This is a genomic window from Natronoarchaeum philippinense (assembly GCF_900215575.1).
GTDB lineage: Archaea > Halobacteriota > Halobacteria > Halobacteriales > Natronoarchaeaceae > Natronoarchaeum > Natronoarchaeum philippinense.
Genome location: NZ_OBEJ01000006.1, coordinates 19,815 through 34,040, shown reverse-complemented (window position 1 = coordinate 34,040; position 14,226 = coordinate 19,815). Strand labels below are relative to the sequence as shown.

The window sequence follows — 14,226 nt, the reverse complement described above, 5'->3', positions numbered from 1 at the left end:
AACACTCAGTGTAAAAACTTGTCGAAGAGCGATGGGTATTAGCAACAGCACCCCGCGTTCCCGAGCGTCAGTTCTTCGACGGCTTCGACCGGCCGTCGGTCTCCTCCTCGGGCGGCTCGACGCCTTCGGCGGCGGCGACGACTTCGGTGTCTTTCTCGGTGTCGACGTGCCAGCGGTCGACCTCGTCTTCGTACTCGGCGAGCCGGGAGGAGACCTCTTCTTTGAGATCGTCGTCGTTGACGTTCACCTCGAAGACGAACGTCTCCTCGCCGTTGCGGGTCGAGCGCTGGAGGTTCGCACTGACCAGTTCGTTGTCGAAATAATAGGGTGCGAGTTGGGTCATCACCCGCTGGTAGACCGTGTTCTCGACCGACCGAAGCGCCTTCCGGCCGGCGGAGTCGGCCGCGCGCGCGACGTACTCGATCGACTCGCCCCACTTGTCGACCGCGCCGCCGGTGTCGTCCTCGTCGAGCTTCTCGTAGGACTCGCTGAGCTTCTCGCCTGCAGTGCGGATGTCCTCGTCGGGCTCTTTCCCGGCTTGTTCCCCTTTCCCCTCCTTGACGCTGGCTTGGTCGGCGGTCTTCTCACTAACGTCTTCCTCGATGCGTTCGTGGGACTTGGGTCGCCACTCGTCCCACTCGGTGAACGCGTCCGGGTAGCTCGCCGCCGCACCGGACTCGTTGGCGTCGACGTCGCGCAGCGCCCGGGTGATCCGTTCGCCGTGCTCGACGACGTCTCCCCACGTCCCGCGGATCTTGAACCCGGAGATGCTCTCTTCCATGTCCGTTGAGTAGCGGCTTATGTCACCGTCGGTTAAACGCTTTGCCCCCGGGTGCGTAGGTATCCTCCTCCCGGCGTACCGACGTGTGTCGGTAGCGGCCGACGCGACGGTCGCTTGGGCGTCGAGCGACGGGCGTCACCGCCCGTAGGTCAGCCGCGTCGCCACCTCGTCGAGCCGTCGCTTGAGCCGGCCGACGGCAACCTGCGCCCGCATCGCCGACCGGGCCTCGCGCTCGTCGAGTTCGATCCGGTCCTCGCCGAGTGGGTCTCGTTCGTCTCCTTTGCCGCTGTCGGTCGCGTCCACGACGGAACTGATGCCACATCGCCCACAGGCTTCGGTCCGTTTCTCTCCCATCCTCCCACGTGGGTGTACGTCCCACACCCCGGTAAACCTTTCAGCACCCCCTCCTGTCGCGTCTGCGACCGGTTGTCAGCTATTTATCCCGATTCGCTCACACACTACACATGGCAACCTCCACCGTCTCTCGCCCGCCCGCGACGGCCGACGCCATTCCCGACTGGGACGACGAGTACCTCGACGGCGTCGCCGCCCGCCTCGCGCGCAACTACGACCTCGCCCGCGATGTCACGGTCGACGACGAGCCCTTCGCACTGTATGCCCGGATGGACATGGAGAGCCGCAAGCACTTCCTGCACCCCTCGATCGCGTTCGCGCACCACGAGGTCCACGAGCATCTCTTCGCCCGCCGGGTCGACTCGCTGTACGTTGTCGAACTGGAGCACCTCGTCGGTCTCTGTCACGATCTGGCCGATGACTGGATCGAGCCCGACGAGGAACACTACGGCACGGAGTTCACCGTCGTGATCGTCGCACCGACGCTGACCGACGACGTGCGCTCGTTCGTCAAGGGATTCCGGGATCGGACGCTCATCAAGTACGGTTATCACGGCCACTACGAGATCAATCTCGTCGTCGCCGCGCCGTCCGACGAGGAACTGGTCGCCAGCGAGAACGCCGACGTGCGGACCGCCTTCGAGACGTGGGACCCTATCGAGCGCGAGGAGCCGGGACTGCTCGACCTGATCGCGCGACGGCTACAGCTCTAAGGGCAGTTCGGCTGTTTTGTCATTTACTCACTAGCATCAGGCTTTGTGCCGTCGGGAGATTCCAGTTGTACGCAACTGCGGTTAACCGAGTGACGACGGTCACTGCTGCGCACATCCCCGCGGCGAGACTTCCAGTCGCTCCGAACACGTCCAACAACCAGTATGCACTCCCGCCGAGCACTGCACAACTTGCATAGAAATCCTCGAAGAGGATAAACGGGGCTCGATCGAGCAAAATATCTGCAAATGCACCACCGCCCACGGCGTTGATCGTCGCGATCGCGACGATGCCGAATGCTGAAACACCCACGTCAGATGCCACGATCGCTCCGGTTGTGGTAAAGGCAGCAAGCCCGATCGCATCCGAGACGAGCGTGACTGGATGTGTTTCGGGCGACGACAGAACGACGCTCAAGGTGATTGCCAAGCCGACGCCGAGCAGCCCCAAACTGATTTCGATCGGTGACTGGAGTGCTAACGGAACCCGGGCCACGAGGAGATCGCGTGTTGCTCCACCTGCAAACGCCATTGCCAGTCCAACGATGGTAATCCCGAACAGGTCGAACTCCTCCCGGATCGCTTTCGAAGACCCGACGAACGCGAACGCGACCAATCCGATCGTGTTCATGACGGCGAACGGATCGCCGAATAGTATTGCGCTGAAATCCTGCCCCATCGTCCTGCCCTACGCGGATGTAGCTCTTGAGTGCTACTGTCTCTGGCACTCCCCTTCGGCCGGATGCGCTGTGCAGAGCACGTCCAGCAAAAGCGATCGCAGTACCGACTACTGACAACGGCGGCCCGCCGGAAAGCGGCGTCCGGACGCCGCCGCTCAGTCGTCGCTTCCGTCGGACTCGCTCGGTGCTCCGCCGTCGGCAGCCGCCACCTCTCCGCTCGTCCGAACGCGCTGGATGTTGCTGTAGCCCATCCTGACCAGCGACAGCGCCAGCCCCACGAGCACGAACGCGATGACGATCTGCAAGGACGTGCCGATCAGATCCAGCGCCGTCGCGTCGGCCATCCACGCGGTGTCGAGCAACTTCACCGCGATGTTCTGGTACAGCGCCAGCCAGAGTAAGCCGAGTATCGTGATCGACACCATCAGGACCATCGGGACGCCGGTGCTGACGAGCTGTTTGGTCTCGTCCCAGTTGGCGAGCCAGACCGTCGCGGTCAGCAGCGCGAGCGCGGCCAGTAGCTGATTGGCGCCGCCGAACAGCGGCCAGAGGTCCTCCCACCGCCCGCTGGCGACCAGCAGGAAGGCGAGCACGACCTGCACGCCGGTGGCGACGTAGCGGTTCGCCGCGACCGACTGGGTCGTCGTCTCGGGCGTGTCGACGATCTCTTCGAGCATGTACCGGCCCAGCCGCGCCGCGGTGTCGGTGCTGGTCAGCAGGAAGCTCACCAGCACCAGCGCCATGAAGGGCGCGCCGAAGGAGGTCGGGATGCCGAAGCTCGTGAAGATGACGCCGCCGCCGGCCGCGAAGTTCGGCAGCGCGAGGCCGATTCCGCCCGTCGCGGCCACGTCCGCGACAAGCACGACCGTACAGAGCGCGACGGTCGCCAGCAGCCCCTCGCCGAGCATCCCGCCGTAGCCGATCAGGCGGGCGTCGGTCTCGCTGTCGAGTTGCTTCGCCGTCGTGCCCGAGGAGACCAGCGAGTGGAACCCGCTGATCGTCCCGCAGGCGATGGTGATAAACAACAGCGGGAACAGCGGCATCAGCGAGAAGCTGGCCACGTCGCTCCCCCAGAACCCGTAGTACGCCTGCGTGTTGATCGTCAGCGGTTCGGCGGCCGTTCCGAACACCGTCCCGACGATGATCGCCAGCAAGGCGCCGCCGACGCCGGCGTACAGCAGGAACGACGACAGGTAGTCTCGCGGTTGGAGCAGCGTCCACACCGGTAACACCGCGGCGACGAATGCGTACAACAGGACGACGACGATCCACGCGGCGATGTTCGGACTGAACAGCTCCGCGCCCGGGATCCACGCGCCGCTCCCGGCGAACAGCACCGTGGTGCCCGCGGGATAGCTCGCGTCGCCGACCGCCGGGAACAGCGCCAGCGGGTACTGCACGCCGACCCAGACGCCCCCGAACACCGCGCTGACGAAGGCGATCGTGCCCGGAATGAAGGGCAGATCGAGCTGGTACAGGTAGACGCCGAAGACGAGCGCCAGCCCGATGTAGATGATGCTCGCGGTCGCGGCCTGCGGGTAGGCGTCCAGCACGATGCCGACGACGAGCGCGAACACCGCCACGACGAGAATGATCGTCAGGAACGCGAACCACAACAGCCGATTCTTCCCGCGTTCACCCAGATACGACCCGATGATCGACCCGATCGACTTACCTTCGTGGCGGATCGACCCCGACAGCGACATGAAGTCGTGAACGGCGCCCATCAGCGGGTTGCCGATGGCGACCCACAGCACGGCCGGCACCCACCCCCAGACGAGTGCCGCCGTGATCGGACCGACGATCGGCGCGCCGCCCGCGATGCTCGAATAGTGATGCCCCAACAGAACCGGCTTCTTCGACGGCACGTACTCCTGCCCGTCTTCGTACTCGTGTGCCGGCGTCGTCCGACTCTCGTCCAGACCGACGAAGTTCGCAAGGTAGCGGGAGTATCCCAGATACCCCGCGGTGAACATGCCGAGCACGGCGAGCACGAGCCATATGACCTGTACCATGTGGTCTCCCCTCTCCCATGTTCTCATTATCAATAACGATAATAAACCTTGGTACTAGTTCGCACTACCCGCTAAAACTACGCGACAGGTGGCACGTAGCGACCGGTTCGCGCAACCGAATCAGCTCACTCTCGGTTGCTCTCGGGCGACGCCGCTGGCGCCGGTTCGATGTCGAGCGCCTCGGCGACGGCGTCGAGATGCCCGCCCCTGATCTCCTCGACGCGCGTCTCGATGGCGGCGACGACCGGCGCCTCGAACGTCGATTCGATCGTCGCCAGCCGCTCGCGCTCGGTCTCGCGCCGGGCGCGCAGGAAGCGCGCACCGCGGCCGTCCTCGTCGTCGTCGGGCGCGGGCGTCAGCCGGTTGACGACCAACCCGCGGACGGACAGATCGTACTCGTCGAGGTTCTCGATCGCACGCTCGGTTTCTCGGATCGAGAGGTCGTCGGGGTTCAACACGAAGAAAAAGGCGGCGTCGTCCCGGAGCACCCGGCCGGCGAACTCGAAGTTCTCCTTGCGCTCGCGCAGCCGCGTGATGATCGGGTCGTCGTCGACGCTCGGCGCCTGTCGCTCGCCGATCGCGGCCTTCTCGTAGCGGTCGATGCTCTCGGTTCGCTTGCGCACCAGCCGGTCGATCCACGACTCCAGTAGCTCGGGCAGCGAGAGCAGGCGCAAGGTTCCGCCGGTCGGCGAGGTGTCGAACACCACCCGGTCGTACTCGTCGCTCGATCGCATGACCTCGATGAACCGGTCGAACAGCGCGGCTTCGTGGGCACCGGGCGTCCGGTGGGCCAACTCGATCTGGCGGTCGATCTCGTTGACGATCGCCGGGCTCATCTGATCTGACAGCGAGCGCCTGATCTGGGCGACGTGAGCCTCGATTTCGGCGTCCGGATCGATCTCCATCGCCCACAGTCGCTCTCGCCCGTCGACCGGTCGCGGGTCGTCGCCGAAGGGCTGGTCGAACACGTCGGCGGTGCTGTGGGCCGGGTCCGTCGAGACCAGCAGGGTATCGAGGCCGGCCTCGGCGCACCCGACCGCGAACGCGCTCGACACCGTCGTCTTCCCGACGCCGCCTTTCCCCCCGAAGAAGACGAACCGTTCGGACGGTCCGCCCATCGCGTCGCTCCCCGTCATCAGAAGTGGTACTGCTGTCCCTTGCGTTCGATCACCGACGAGCGGTCCCACATCCGCCGCTCCCACTGCTCGAACTCCTCGGCGAGGTAGGGCAGTAGCTCGGCGGTGTAGTACGACGCCGGGCTCGGGATGCCGAAGGCGTCGGCGAAACACGCCAGCAGGAACTCGTCTTCCCTATCTTCGGCTTCCTTCTCGATCAGCTCGTAGGCCGGGTGTTCGATCATGCCGTGATAGAGCCCGTGGAGCACCTCCCGCAGGTACTCGCGGTAGGCTTCGATCCGCGCTGCGAGGCCCATACTGTAGCTGTCGTCCGATCTGCAGTTAAACGGGTGGTGTGCGTTGCCGTGGACCATATCGGCGCTTGCGGGCGACGCCGCTCATCGGCTGGCTCCGGAACGCCGCCGCTTCCCGCCCGCCTACAGCACCAGCGGCAGCGCGAACAGCGGGACGAGGCCGACGAGCGCGAGGCCGCCGTACAGCAGGCGTCGCAGCCGTAGCTCGACCGGCAGCTCCCCGCGGAGGTCGGGACGAGCCGTCCAGACGAACCGGTGGTACGCGACTGCAGTCGTCAGCGCCGTCGCCGCGACACACGCGGCGAGCGCCGGCGTGAGCGCTACCCCGAGCGTCAGCAGGTAGCCCGGGCCGAGCGAGAACGTCGCCGTGCCGGCGAGCAGCGCGACGACGACGAACGGCACTGCGTCGACGCGCTGGCGTCGGCTGTTCGGTAGTTCCATGGGTTCGGACGCCTCGCGCGGGTCGGCGCCGCGCCGAGGCGGGTCAGCCGTCAGTATGGCGCTCCGGTACAAAAGTCTCGTGCCGGGGTTCCACCAGCACCGCCGTCTCCGGCGTCACGACGCCGCGACGCCGGCGTAGCCACGGCTCTCGATCATCGAGCGCGGCAGAAAATTCGGGGGTAGCGTCTTATTCGTCGTCGTCGTCCTTCATCTCTTGGAGGCGACCGACCAGATCCTCGGTCGACCCCTCCGCCTCGAAGGAGATTTCGCCGTCGTGATCCTCCTCGTGGACGTTGACGGCCTCGGAGTCGTCGTCTTCGTCGACGTTCTGGTCTTTCTGCTCGGATTCGTCGTAGCTACCAAAACCCATGTTCGAACACAGGCCAGTGGCCCACAAAGGCTGTTCGGTCTCGCGGGCGTTTCGGGTGTGAACCCCTAACGAGGCGGATCTCGTCGCCATTCGGTGACGGCATGCCCCACGTTTTTGCGACTGCGATCCTTCACATCGAGTATGTCCGATCCCGCGCTCACCGAACCCGGCGGCGTCGAGGTGGTCACGCTGTACGAGACGCGCCGCGAGCGCGAGCGCGTTCGGTCGATCGAGGACGCCATCGAGGTCGTCGCCGAGTGCTCGGACGATCCGGTGTGCATGAAGATCGTCACGCGCGACGATACGGTCGTCTACGACTCGACTCGGAACGGGTCGATCGAGGACTGGGCGGCCGAGTGGCGTCTCGAACGCGAGCGCCTCTCGACGAGCGAAGAGGTCCACGTCTGTCCGCACGATTCAGCCGGTTGTACGGCCGACGATCGCTGTCTCCAGTGTACGATGGATCGTCAGATCGAGCGCCACAGCACGACCCGCTGATCGGCGTCCCGGAACGGGTCCGTTCAGAACGCCCGACGATACTGCTTTGGCACCTCGATCCGATCGAGCGCGTCGAGTTCTTTTGCTGCCCGGAGCGCAAAGTAGGGGTCCCGGAGATGCTCGCGCCCGACGATGGCCAGATCGGCCCGGCCGTTCCGGACGACGGCGTCGGCCTGCTGGGCCGTCGTGATGCCGCCGACCGCGCCGATCCCCACATCGCGCTCGCTTTCGGCGCCGACGTGTTCAGCGAGTGGGACCTGATAGTTCGGTCCGCCCGCCGGAAGTTGCTGGTCGGGATGCAGCCCGCCGCTGGACACGTCGATCAGATCCGCGCCGGCCTCGGCCAGCAGGTCGGCGAGACGGGCTGACTGCTCTCTGGTCCACGACTCGCGGTCGGGCAACCAGTCGGTGCCCGAGATGCGCACGAACACCGGCCGGTCGTCGGGCCACACCTCGCGGACGGCCTCGACGACGTCGACCGTGAGCCGCGCGCGGTTCTCGAAGCTCCCGCCGTACTCGTCCGTTCGATCGTTCGAGACGGGCGAGAGAAACTCGTGGAGCAGGTAGCCGTGGGCGGCGTGGACCTCGGCGATCTCGAAGCCGGCGTCGAGCGCGCGCTCGGCGCCACTCTGAAACGCCGCGATCACGTCCTCGATGTCCTCAGGAGTCATCTCGTGGAGCGCCACGGCCTCGTTGCCGGGGTACGGCGTCGCGCTCGGCGCGATCGCCTCCCAGCCGCCGTCCTCGGGCGCCAGCGGTTCGTGGCCCTCCCACGGCCGGCTCGTCGAGGCTTTCCGGCCGGCGTGGGCGAGTTGGATCGCCGGGACGCTCCCCTGCTCGCGGACGAACTCGGCGACCGGCGCCAGCGCGTCGGCGTGCTCGTCGCTCCAGATGCCCAGATCGTGCGGCGAGATGCGTCCCCGCGACTCGACGGCGGTCGCCTCTGCCATCACGACGCCGGCGCCGCCGACCGCCCGGCTGCCCAGGTGGGTTCGGTGCCACTCGGTCGCCAGCCCGTCCCGATCCTCACAGGAATACTGGCACATCGGCGACACCATCACGCGGTTCGGTAGCTCGGTTTCGCGCAGCGACAGCGGCGAGAACAGGTCGTCGGTCATCGCCCACGGGTTGGCTCGTGGCGTCGAAAGGGCTGGCGGTAGCCCCGGGGGAGTTCCGGAATTCTTCAGTGGTTACTCGACAGTTTCGGCCAGCGCGTCCAGCAGCCGGTCCAACTCGCCGCGGCGCTTCCAGCCCGCGATTCGGTCAGTGAGCGCCGCTGGCGGCGCGCCGAGGCTGACCGACGAGGACGCCGACACGCGGGTCCCCTCGTTTTCGGGAGTGTAGGTCAGCGTCGTCGTCATGGCGTCCAGCGGCCCGCCGTCGTCCAGTTGCTCGTAGTCGTAGCCTCGATCGCGCGGCTCGAAGCGAAGCCGAAGCTCCAGTCCGGGACCGCCGACCGTGACGACGGTCGCGTCGTAGCGTTCCTCGACGCCCCGGACGGTAAACGAGCCCTCGTACTCGACGATCCGTCGCGGCGTCAGCACGCGCTCGACGGCGTCGGGCGGCGCGCCGACGAATTTCGCGGCTTCGACCGTGCGCATCGTCTGGATCGTGAGCGAGGGGGTACTTGTACGTCGCCCCCGACACAGATCGGTAGGTTATACTCGCCGGATCACGACGCTCCGATAATGCCAATCGAAGACCGCGACGACGCCTACGTCGTCACCCACGCGCTCGCAAAGCATACCCTCTCGAAACTTCGAGATGTCGAGACCGAGCAGGTCGCGTTCCGGAAAGGCCTCGTCAAGCTCGGGCGGATCTGTGGCTACGAGATCATCGACGGCCGGATGGAGACCGAGTACGTCTCGACCCAGACGCCGCTCGAAGAGACGATGGGCGAGCAGGTCAAGGGCGTCGACGATGTCGTGATCGTCAACGTCTTGCGCGCCGCGACGCCCTTCGTCGAGGGGCTTCTGAAGGCGTTCCCCCGCGCCCGACAGGGCGTCATCAGCGCCAGCCGCGACGAGACCGGCCGGAAGGAAGACGGCTCGTTCCCGATCACCGTCGACTACGTCAAGCTCCCCGAGATCACCGAGGACGACACCGTGATCGTCGCCGACCCGATGCTGGCGACGGGCTCGACGATGTGTACGGTGCTCGATCACGTCACCGAGAACTCGCCCGAACCGGAGAACTTCATCGTCCTCTCGGCGGTCAGCGCGCCCGACGGCCTGCTGCGGGTCGGCGAGGAGTTCCCCGATGTCGACCTGCTGACGGTCTCTATCGACGACTACCTCGACGACGACGGCTACATCGTCCCCGGTCTGGGCGACGCCGGCGACCGGGCGTTCCGGACGCAGTAGGCGCCCTCCTCCGACCCTAGAGCTTTGTGCGTGAGGCACGCACCTCGGCAGTATGTCAGCCGACTGCGACGCCTGCGGCGACGCCGTCTCGGACCCGCTCGCGCGGACGGTGCGACTCACCGTCGATCGCTCACAGGTCGATACTCAGCGGCTCTGTCCGGGCTGTTTCGCCGACTGGATCGAGCGCTACCGCGAGGAGATGCAACCCGAAGAACGCGAGACGATCGACGACGAGATCATCGTCGACTGAGAGGGACGGCGTTCGCTGGAGTCGGTCGTCGACGCCGCTGGGCAGTTAGTCGCGCGCTTCGTTGTCGGCGTCGATCACTGCGCGCCCGCTCGTCGCGCTCCGGATGCGGTCTCGCAGCGCGTCGGCGTCTGCGACCGGCGCGCGCACGGTGAGCGTCACGCGCTCTGCGTACTCGGCGTCGAACTCGACGCCGGCGCTCTCGACGATGCCACGGACCGTCCCGGAGTCGTCGTACTCGACGGCGACGGTAAAGCGCTCGTGGGGCCGTTCTTCGACGACGCCGGCCTCGTCGAGACCTTCCTTGACCGCCCGGGAGTAGGCCCGCGCGAGGCCGCCGACGCCGAGGTTCGTCCCGCCGTAGTACCGCGTCACGACGGCGACGACGTTCTCGATCGCTTCCTGCTGGAGCACGTTCAGCGCGGGTTTGCCCGCCGAGCCGGCCGGTTCGCCGTCGTCGCTGGCCCACTCGCGGAACGGGTCGGCCCGGACGCGATAGGCCGGGACGTTGTGGGTGGCGTCGGCGTACTCCTCGCGCACCTCGGCGACGAACGACTCGGCGGTGTCGGCGTCCGGCGCGGGCGCGACGTGCCCGATGAACTCCGAGCCCGTCACCTCGAACTCGGCCCGGCCCCTGCGCTCGACGGTTCGATACGACTCTTCGGTCATGGCGTCTACTGGTCGGCGTCGGCGCTCGGCTCGGTTTCGGCGGCCGGCTCACCAGTCACCTCGTCGTACAGCAGGACGCCGAGCACGCCGAACAGTGCGACTTCGACGGCCTTGGAGACGCCTTCGATGGGGTCGCCGATCGCGTGCTCGAACAGCACTGCGACGGGGTTGCCGACGTGGGTCTGCCCGACGCCCTCGGGCGCCCACGGTAGCAAGGCGACGTGACCGCCGAGGTGCCAGATCATCCACGCGACGACGGACACGGCCATCAGCGCCATTCCGGCGACGTACGCGGCGGTCCGGGGAACCACACCTTGCTGGACCAGCGCCAACCCGGCGAGCACGACCACCGTCAGCCCGATAAAGAGCAGTGGTCGTGGGTCTCGATAGAGGGGTTGGCCGAACTGAACTGTCTGTACGAGGCGAGGAAACGCCCAGTAGAAGTGCAACCCGGCGAACACGGCGGTGAGCTGGACCGCGACGAACTCCAGCGTGCCGCGCGTACTCTCGTCCATGGTCGGAAAATCGGGCTGCCGGCGCCAATAGCCCGTCGGTTCTAGCGTGGTGTGGCTTCGGTGTGCCTTTGCTGAGCGATCCGATCGGTTCGGACGATACTACCGTGAAAGAGCGAAGCGCGGTCGTTGTGAAGAGTCAGGAAAGCACGGTCGAGCCGTCCGATCAACAACTTCCGGAAATCACTGCAGCTCGATGCTACGAACGAAGTCCAGATCGTTCAGTTCGTTGATCAACTCGCCCGGAAGCCGCTCGTCGGTCACCAGATACAGTCGCGGTTCGTCGGTGAACTCGGGGTCCTCGCTGATCGTCTGGCGGATCGAGATGTTCTGGTCGGCCAGTCGTCCCGTGATTTCGGAGACGATGCCCTCCTCTTCGGCGTCGATCACCGCGATCGAGACGACCGTGAGATCGAGCACCGGCGCCAGATCCATCAGACTGGGCACCTGCGAGATGTTCTGGAAGATGCGTCGCAGTTCGTCGTCGTCGAGGATCGCGTCGGTCGTCGAGTCGACGACCCGGCGGTCGACATCGATCTCGCGGGCGATCCCCGTGTTGGGGATCTCGATCCCGCCCGAGACGACCCGCCCCTCGTCGTTGACCGAGAACCCGCGTTCGAGGAGCAGCCGGATCACCCGCTGCTGAGAGGGGCTCCCCTCGAACTTCTCCATGATCTCGTCGAACATTAGGTGTGCCGAGACGTGCCCAGCACTTTTACCTGCGGGTTCGCCCGCCGCGGGCGGTCAGCTCAGAGTTCGCCCTTCGTGCTCGGCGTGTCGCCGCCGCGGCGCTCGTCGATCCGCGTCGCGTCGTCGAGCGTCCGGGCGGTCGCCTTGAATAGCGCCTCGATCTCGTGGTGGGCGTTTTCGCCCGTGACCTCGGCGTGCAGCGTCAGGTCCGCGTTCATCGCCAGCGAGCGCAGGAAGTGCTTGGCCATGTGGCTGGTCATGTCGCCGACCGACGACTGCGAGAACTCGCCGTCGAACCGAAAGAGGGGGCGCCCGCTCACGTCGACGACGACCCCGGCGACGGCTTCGTCAAGCGGCACCTTTCGGTCGGCGTACCGGACGATCCCGCGCTTCTCGCCCAGCGCCTCGTCGAACGCCTCGCCGAGCACGATCGCCACGTCCTCGACGGTGTGGTGGTCGTCGATCTCCAGGTCGCCGTCGCAGTCGACGGTGAGATCAAAGAGGCCGTGTTTGGCGAACGACTCCAGCATGTGATCGAAAAAGCCGATCCCGGTGTCGACGGTCGCCTCGCCGTCGCCGTCGATGTCCAGCGTCACGTCGATCTCCGTCTCGGCCGTCTCGCGGACGACGGCCGCAGCGCGGTCGGTCATGCGCGAGACGACGAACCCGACCATTATACCTCTGGCGCTGAGCGGTGGCGTCCCCGCCGCCTGAGCCGCTGCCCTGCTGCCGAAGGCCGATCAGAGCGCGTCGATCGCGGCTTCGAGCGTGAACTCGCCTTCGTACAGCGCCGACCCGACGACGACCGCGCCCGCTCCGGCATCGCGCAGCGCGAGCACGTCGTCGATCGACGCCACGCCGCCGCTTGCGACCACCGGGATGTCGACCGCCTCGACGACGTTCCGGACGGGCTCGGTCTGGACGCCCTCCAGTCGCCCCTCCACGTCCACGTCGGTAAAGAGGATCGCGCCGGCGTCCAGTTCCTCGTAGCGTCCGGCGGCGTCGGCCGGCGCGAGGCCCGTGCCTTCGGTCCAGCCCTCGACGACGACCTCGCCGTCTTTGGCGTCTAGACTGACCACGACCGTTCCCGGATGCTCGGCGCCGATCTCGCCGACGATTTCGGGATTCTCGACGGCTGCGGTTCCGAGAATGACGCGGTCGACGCCCCGCTCTAGGAGGTCGACGGCGTCGTCGACCGTCCGGATGCCGCCGCCGAGTTGCACGTCAACGTCGACGGCCTCCACGACGCGCTCGACGGCGTCTGCGTTGGCGCGCTCGCCCTCGAACGCGCCGTCGAGATCGACCAGATGCAGCGTCTCGGCGCCCTGCTCGACCCAGCGCTCGGCCGCCTCGACCGGGTCGCCGTAGCGCTTTTCGGTGCCGCGCTCGCCCTGCACGAGCTGGACGACCTCGCCGTCCTGCAAGTCGACTGCCGGGATCACCTCGAACTCCGGAAACGCGCTCATGTGCGAGCGGTGGCGGGGTGGCGGCCTAAAGGCTCCGAACCGCGTCCCGGGCCCTCGCTGTGGCGTTTGCCCCACGTCCGTCCAGTGATCGTCGCCCCTGCCCGTGGATAGGTCACTGGTCGAATGCAAAACAGCAACTTCTAACCGTTAGGACTGAGAACTCGAAGGTGATGCCCACGGTAGAATACCTCAACTACGAAGTACTGGACGACCAGGGCTGGGACATGGATGACGACGATCTCTTCGAGCAGGCCGCCGACGCCGGCCTCGACGAGGAGGATTACGGCACCCTCGAAGTCAACGAGGGCGAGTACATCCTCGAAGCCGCCGAGGCACAGGGCTACGACTGGCCCTTCTCGTGCCGCGCCGGCGCCTGTGCGAACTGCGCCTCCATCGTCAAGGAGGGCGAGATCGACATGGACATGCAGCAGATCCTCAGCGACGAGGAGGTCGAGGAGAAGGGCGTTCGCCTGACCTGCATCGGCAGCCCCGCTGCCGACGAGGTCAAGATCGTCTACAACGCCAAGCACCTCGACTACCTGCAGAACCGCGTCATCTGAGCGGCGCTGCCGTCTCACCTACCGACGCTTCATTTTTTGGCCGTCGACCGTTCAGCGCGGGCTTCTCCCGCCGAAGTCTTTCAGGAACGTTCGTCCGGGTTTTCTCCGCTCGATCTCGAACCGAATGGATCTTTTTCGTTCGGCTCCTACCCGCGCGTGATGGGGCTCTTGGAACTACTCGGCCGGTCCGGCCAGAGCGACGGTATCGAGCGCGCCCGCGCCCGCCGTGAAGAGGCGCTGTCGATCGGGTTGCTCCCCGACGACTGGGACGGTGAGTCCCCGCTCGCGCTGTGTGAACTCTGTCACGCCTTCAACCACGAGGGGTTCGGACACTGTCGGATCTGTGCCGAGCGCCTGCCTCGGTCGACGCTTCGGCCCGAAGACTGCCGGCGGATCGCGCTCCAGCGCAGTCGGCACTGAGCCCTTCGACGGTCGGAATTT

General features: G+C 66.4%; 21 protein-coding genes. 6 read left to right on the top strand and 15 right to left on the bottom strand.

Annotation, left to right across the window (positions count from 1 at the left end):
- Window positions 1-67: 67 nt before the first annotated feature.
- Together CRO01_RS14930 and CRO01_RS14925 are read right to left on the bottom strand one after the other, a co-directional pair.
- Entirely contained in the window at window positions 68-781 is a 714-nt protein-coding gene (locus tag CRO01_RS14930) for a DUF5828 family protein (protein WP_097009968.1), read from the bottom strand.
- 135 nt (window positions 782-916) lie between these two features.
- The gene (locus CRO01_RS14925) at window positions 917-1,135 is read right to left on the bottom strand and encodes a hypothetical protein (RefSeq protein WP_097009967.1); all 219 of its coding nucleotides are present in this window, start codon (window positions 1,133-1,135) and stop codon (window positions 917-919) included.
- A gap of 110 nt (window positions 1,136-1,245) precedes the next feature.
- On the opposite strand from CRO01_RS14925, the gene CRO01_RS14920 reads away from it, so the two are divergent.
- Window positions 1,246-1,848 carry a hypothetical protein gene (locus CRO01_RS14920; protein WP_097009966.1) on the top strand — a complete coding sequence of 201 codons (603 nt, stop codon included), beginning with the start codon at window positions 1,246-1,248 and terminating at the stop codon, window positions 1,846-1,848.
- Between the two features lie 19 nt (window positions 1,849-1,867).
- Here the strand turns inward: CRO01_RS14920 and CRO01_RS14915 are convergent, their stop codons facing one another.
- The 6 genes from CRO01_RS14915 to CRO01_RS14890 all read right to left on the bottom strand — a co-directional run bounded on the left by CRO01_RS14915 (window position 1,868) and on the right by CRO01_RS14890 (window position 6,780).
- Entirely contained in the window at window positions 1,868-2,524 is a 657-nt protein-coding gene (locus tag CRO01_RS14915) for a trimeric intracellular cation channel family protein (RefSeq protein WP_097009965.1), read from the bottom strand.
- A gap of 156 nt (window positions 2,525-2,680) precedes the next feature.
- The gene (locus CRO01_RS14910) at window positions 2,681-4,540 is read right to left on the bottom strand and encodes a carbon starvation CstA family protein (RefSeq protein WP_097009964.1); all 1,860 of its coding nucleotides are present in this window, start codon (window positions 4,538-4,540) and stop codon (window positions 2,681-2,683) included.
- A gap of 125 nt (window positions 4,541-4,665) precedes the next feature.
- On the bottom strand, window positions 4,666-5,676 hold the full coding sequence (locus CRO01_RS14905; RefSeq protein WP_245838561.1) for an ArsA family ATPase: 1,011 nt from the start codon (window positions 5,674-5,676) through the stop codon (window positions 4,666-4,668).
- Window positions 5,676-5,972 (bottom strand): hypothetical protein, encoded by a 297-nt coding sequence (locus CRO01_RS14900; protein WP_097010008.1) that lies wholly within the window; start codon window positions 5,970-5,972, stop codon window positions 5,676-5,678. The genes CRO01_RS14905 and CRO01_RS14900 overlap by 1 nt, the downstream gene beginning before the upstream one ends.
- A gap of 120 nt (window positions 5,973-6,092) precedes the next feature.
- Window positions 6,093-6,410: a hypothetical protein gene (locus CRO01_RS14895; protein ID WP_097009963.1), complete on the bottom strand. Its 318-nt coding sequence runs from the start codon at window positions 6,408-6,410 to the stop codon at window positions 6,093-6,095.
- 187 nt (window positions 6,411-6,597) lie between these two features.
- Window positions 6,598-6,780, bottom strand: coding sequence for a DUF5786 family protein (locus tag CRO01_RS14890; protein ID WP_097009962.1), 183 nt, complete (start codon window positions 6,778-6,780; stop codon window positions 6,598-6,600).
- 141 nt (window positions 6,781-6,921) lie between these two features.
- Between CRO01_RS14890 and CRO01_RS14885 the strand changes: the two genes are divergently transcribed.
- Window positions 6,922-7,278 carry a hypothetical protein gene (locus CRO01_RS14885; protein ID WP_097009961.1) on the top strand — a complete coding sequence of 119 codons (357 nt, stop codon included), beginning with the start codon at window positions 6,922-6,924 and terminating at the stop codon, window positions 7,276-7,278.
- 23 nt (window positions 7,279-7,301) lie between these two features.
- Here CRO01_RS14885 and CRO01_RS14880 read toward each other — a convergent pair whose 3' ends face one another.
- Together CRO01_RS14880 and CRO01_RS14875 are read right to left on the bottom strand one after the other, a co-directional pair.
- Window positions 7,302-8,396 carry an NADH:flavin oxidoreductase/NADH oxidase gene (locus tag CRO01_RS14880; protein WP_097009960.1) on the bottom strand — a complete coding sequence of 365 codons (1,095 nt, stop codon included), beginning with the start codon at window positions 8,394-8,396 and terminating at the stop codon, window positions 7,302-7,304.
- A 72-nt stretch (window positions 8,397-8,468) separates the two neighbouring features.
- On the bottom strand, window positions 8,469-8,879 hold the full coding sequence (locus tag CRO01_RS14875; protein WP_097009959.1) for an SRPBCC family protein: 411 nt from the start codon (window positions 8,877-8,879) through the stop codon (window positions 8,469-8,471).
- 87 nt (window positions 8,880-8,966) lie between these two features.
- Here CRO01_RS14875 and upp point away from each other — a divergent pair, with 87 nt between their 5' ends.
- On the top strand, window positions 8,967-9,641 hold the full coding sequence (upp, locus tag CRO01_RS14870) for a uracil phosphoribosyltransferase (protein ID WP_097009958.1): 675 nt from the start codon (window positions 8,967-8,969) through the stop codon (window positions 9,639-9,641).
- 52 nt (window positions 9,642-9,693) lie between these two features.
- Window positions 9,694-9,891: a DUF7569 family protein gene (locus tag CRO01_RS14865; RefSeq protein WP_097009957.1), complete on the top strand. Its 198-nt coding sequence runs from the start codon at window positions 9,694-9,696 to the stop codon at window positions 9,889-9,891.
- Between the two features lie 45 nt (window positions 9,892-9,936).
- Here CRO01_RS14865 and CRO01_RS14860 read toward each other — a convergent pair whose 3' ends face one another.
- The 5 genes from CRO01_RS14860 to hisA form a co-directional block, all read right to left on the bottom strand.
- Window positions 9,937-10,557: an IMPACT family protein gene (locus CRO01_RS14860; RefSeq protein WP_097009956.1), complete on the bottom strand. Its 621-nt coding sequence runs from the start codon at window positions 10,555-10,557 to the stop codon at window positions 9,937-9,939.
- Between the two features lie 5 nt (window positions 10,558-10,562).
- Window positions 10,563-11,072, bottom strand: coding sequence for a hypothetical protein (locus tag CRO01_RS14855; protein WP_097009955.1), 510 nt, complete (start codon window positions 11,070-11,072; stop codon window positions 10,563-10,565).
- A 180-nt stretch (window positions 11,073-11,252) separates the two neighbouring features.
- Window positions 11,253-11,756: an amino acid-binding protein gene (locus CRO01_RS14850; RefSeq protein ID WP_097009954.1), complete on the bottom strand. Its 504-nt coding sequence runs from the start codon at window positions 11,754-11,756 to the stop codon at window positions 11,253-11,255.
- A gap of 62 nt (window positions 11,757-11,818) precedes the next feature.
- Window positions 11,819-12,409: an imidazoleglycerol-phosphate dehydratase HisB gene (hisB, locus tag CRO01_RS14845; protein WP_097010006.1), complete on the bottom strand. Its 591-nt coding sequence runs from the start codon at window positions 12,407-12,409 to the stop codon at window positions 11,819-11,821.
- A gap of 90 nt (window positions 12,410-12,499) precedes the next feature.
- Window positions 12,500-13,225 (bottom strand): 1-(5-phosphoribosyl)-5-[(5-phosphoribosylamino)methylideneamino]imidazole-4-carboxamide isomerase, encoded by a 726-nt coding sequence (hisA, locus tag CRO01_RS14840; protein WP_097009953.1) that lies wholly within the window; start codon window positions 13,223-13,225, stop codon window positions 12,500-12,502.
- A gap of 170 nt (window positions 13,226-13,395) precedes the next feature.
- Here hisA and fer2 point away from each other — a divergent pair, with 170 nt between their 5' ends.
- Together fer2 and CRO01_RS14830 are read left to right on the top strand one after the other, a co-directional pair.
- Window positions 13,396-13,785, top strand: coding sequence for a ferredoxin Fer2 (fer2, locus tag CRO01_RS14835; RefSeq protein ID WP_097009952.1), 390 nt, complete (start codon window positions 13,396-13,398; stop codon window positions 13,783-13,785).
- Window positions 13,786-13,944: 159 nt separating this feature from the next.
- On the top strand, window positions 13,945-14,205 hold the full coding sequence (locus tag CRO01_RS14830) for a hypothetical protein (RefSeq protein WP_097009951.1): 261 nt from the start codon (window positions 13,945-13,947) through the stop codon (window positions 14,203-14,205).
- The last annotated feature ends 21 nt before the right edge of the window (window positions 14,206-14,226 follow it).

Coding starts and splice junctions, on each gene's coding strand:
- CRO01_RS14930 (WP_097009968.1), bottom strand. CDS start 781: ATGGAAGAGAGCATCTCCGGGTTCAAGATCCGCGGGACGTGGGGAGAC.
- CRO01_RS14925 (WP_097009967.1), bottom strand. CDS start 1,135: ATGGGAGAGAAACGGACCGAAGCCTGTGGGCGATGTGGCATCAGTTCC.
- CRO01_RS14920 (WP_097009966.1), top strand. CDS start 1,246: ATGGCAACCTCCACCGTCTCTCGCCCGCCCGCGACGGCCGACGCCATT.
- CRO01_RS14915 (WP_097009965.1), bottom strand. CDS start 2,524: ATGGGGCAGGATTTCAGCGCAATACTATTCGGCGATCCGTTCGCCGTC.
- CRO01_RS14910 (WP_097009964.1), bottom strand. CDS start 4,540: ATGGTACAGGTCATATGGCTCGTGCTCGCCGTGCTCGGCATGTTCACC.
- CRO01_RS14905 (WP_245838561.1), bottom strand. CDS start 5,676: ATGACGGGGAGCGACGCGATGGGCGGACCGTCCGAACGGTTCGTCTTC.
- CRO01_RS14900 (WP_097010008.1), bottom strand. CDS start 5,972: ATGGGCCTCGCAGCGCGGATCGAAGCCTACCGCGAGTACCTGCGGGAG.
- CRO01_RS14895 (WP_097009963.1), bottom strand. CDS start 6,410: ATGGAACTACCGAACAGCCGACGCCAGCGCGTCGACGCAGTGCCGTTC.
- CRO01_RS14890 (WP_097009962.1), bottom strand. CDS start 6,780: ATGGGTTTTGGTAGCTACGACGAATCCGAGCAGAAAGACCAGAACGTC.
- CRO01_RS14885 (WP_097009961.1), top strand. CDS start 6,922: ATGTCCGATCCCGCGCTCACCGAACCCGGCGGCGTCGAGGTGGTCACG.
- CRO01_RS14880 (WP_097009960.1), bottom strand. CDS start 8,396: ATGACCGACGACCTGTTCTCGCCGCTGTCGCTGCGCGAAACCGAGCTA.
- CRO01_RS14875 (WP_097009959.1), bottom strand. CDS start 8,879: ATGCGCACGGTCGAAGCCGCGAAATTCGTCGGCGCGCCGCCCGACGCC.
- upp (WP_097009958.1), top strand. CDS start 8,967: ATGCCAATCGAAGACCGCGACGACGCCTACGTCGTCACCCACGCGCTC.
- CRO01_RS14865 (WP_097009957.1), top strand. CDS start 9,694: ATGTCAGCCGACTGCGACGCCTGCGGCGACGCCGTCTCGGACCCGCTC.
- CRO01_RS14860 (WP_097009956.1), bottom strand. CDS start 10,557: ATGACCGAAGAGTCGTATCGAACCGTCGAGCGCAGGGGCCGGGCCGAG.
- CRO01_RS14855 (WP_097009955.1), bottom strand. CDS start 11,072: ATGGACGAGAGTACGCGCGGCACGCTGGAGTTCGTCGCGGTCCAGCTC.
- CRO01_RS14850 (WP_097009954.1), bottom strand. CDS start 11,756: ATGTTCGACGAGATCATGGAGAAGTTCGAGGGGAGCCCCTCTCAGCAG.
- hisB (WP_097010006.1), bottom strand. CDS start 12,409: ATGACCGACCGCGCTGCGGCCGTCGTCCGCGAGACGGCCGAGACGGAG.
- hisA (WP_097009953.1), bottom strand. CDS start 13,225: ATGAGCGCGTTTCCGGAGTTCGAGGTGATCCCGGCAGTCGACTTGCAG.
- fer2 (WP_097009952.1), top strand. CDS start 13,396: ATGCCCACGGTAGAATACCTCAACTACGAAGTACTGGACGACCAGGGC.
- CRO01_RS14830 (WP_097009951.1), top strand. CDS start 13,945: ATGGGGCTCTTGGAACTACTCGGCCGGTCCGGCCAGAGCGACGGTATC.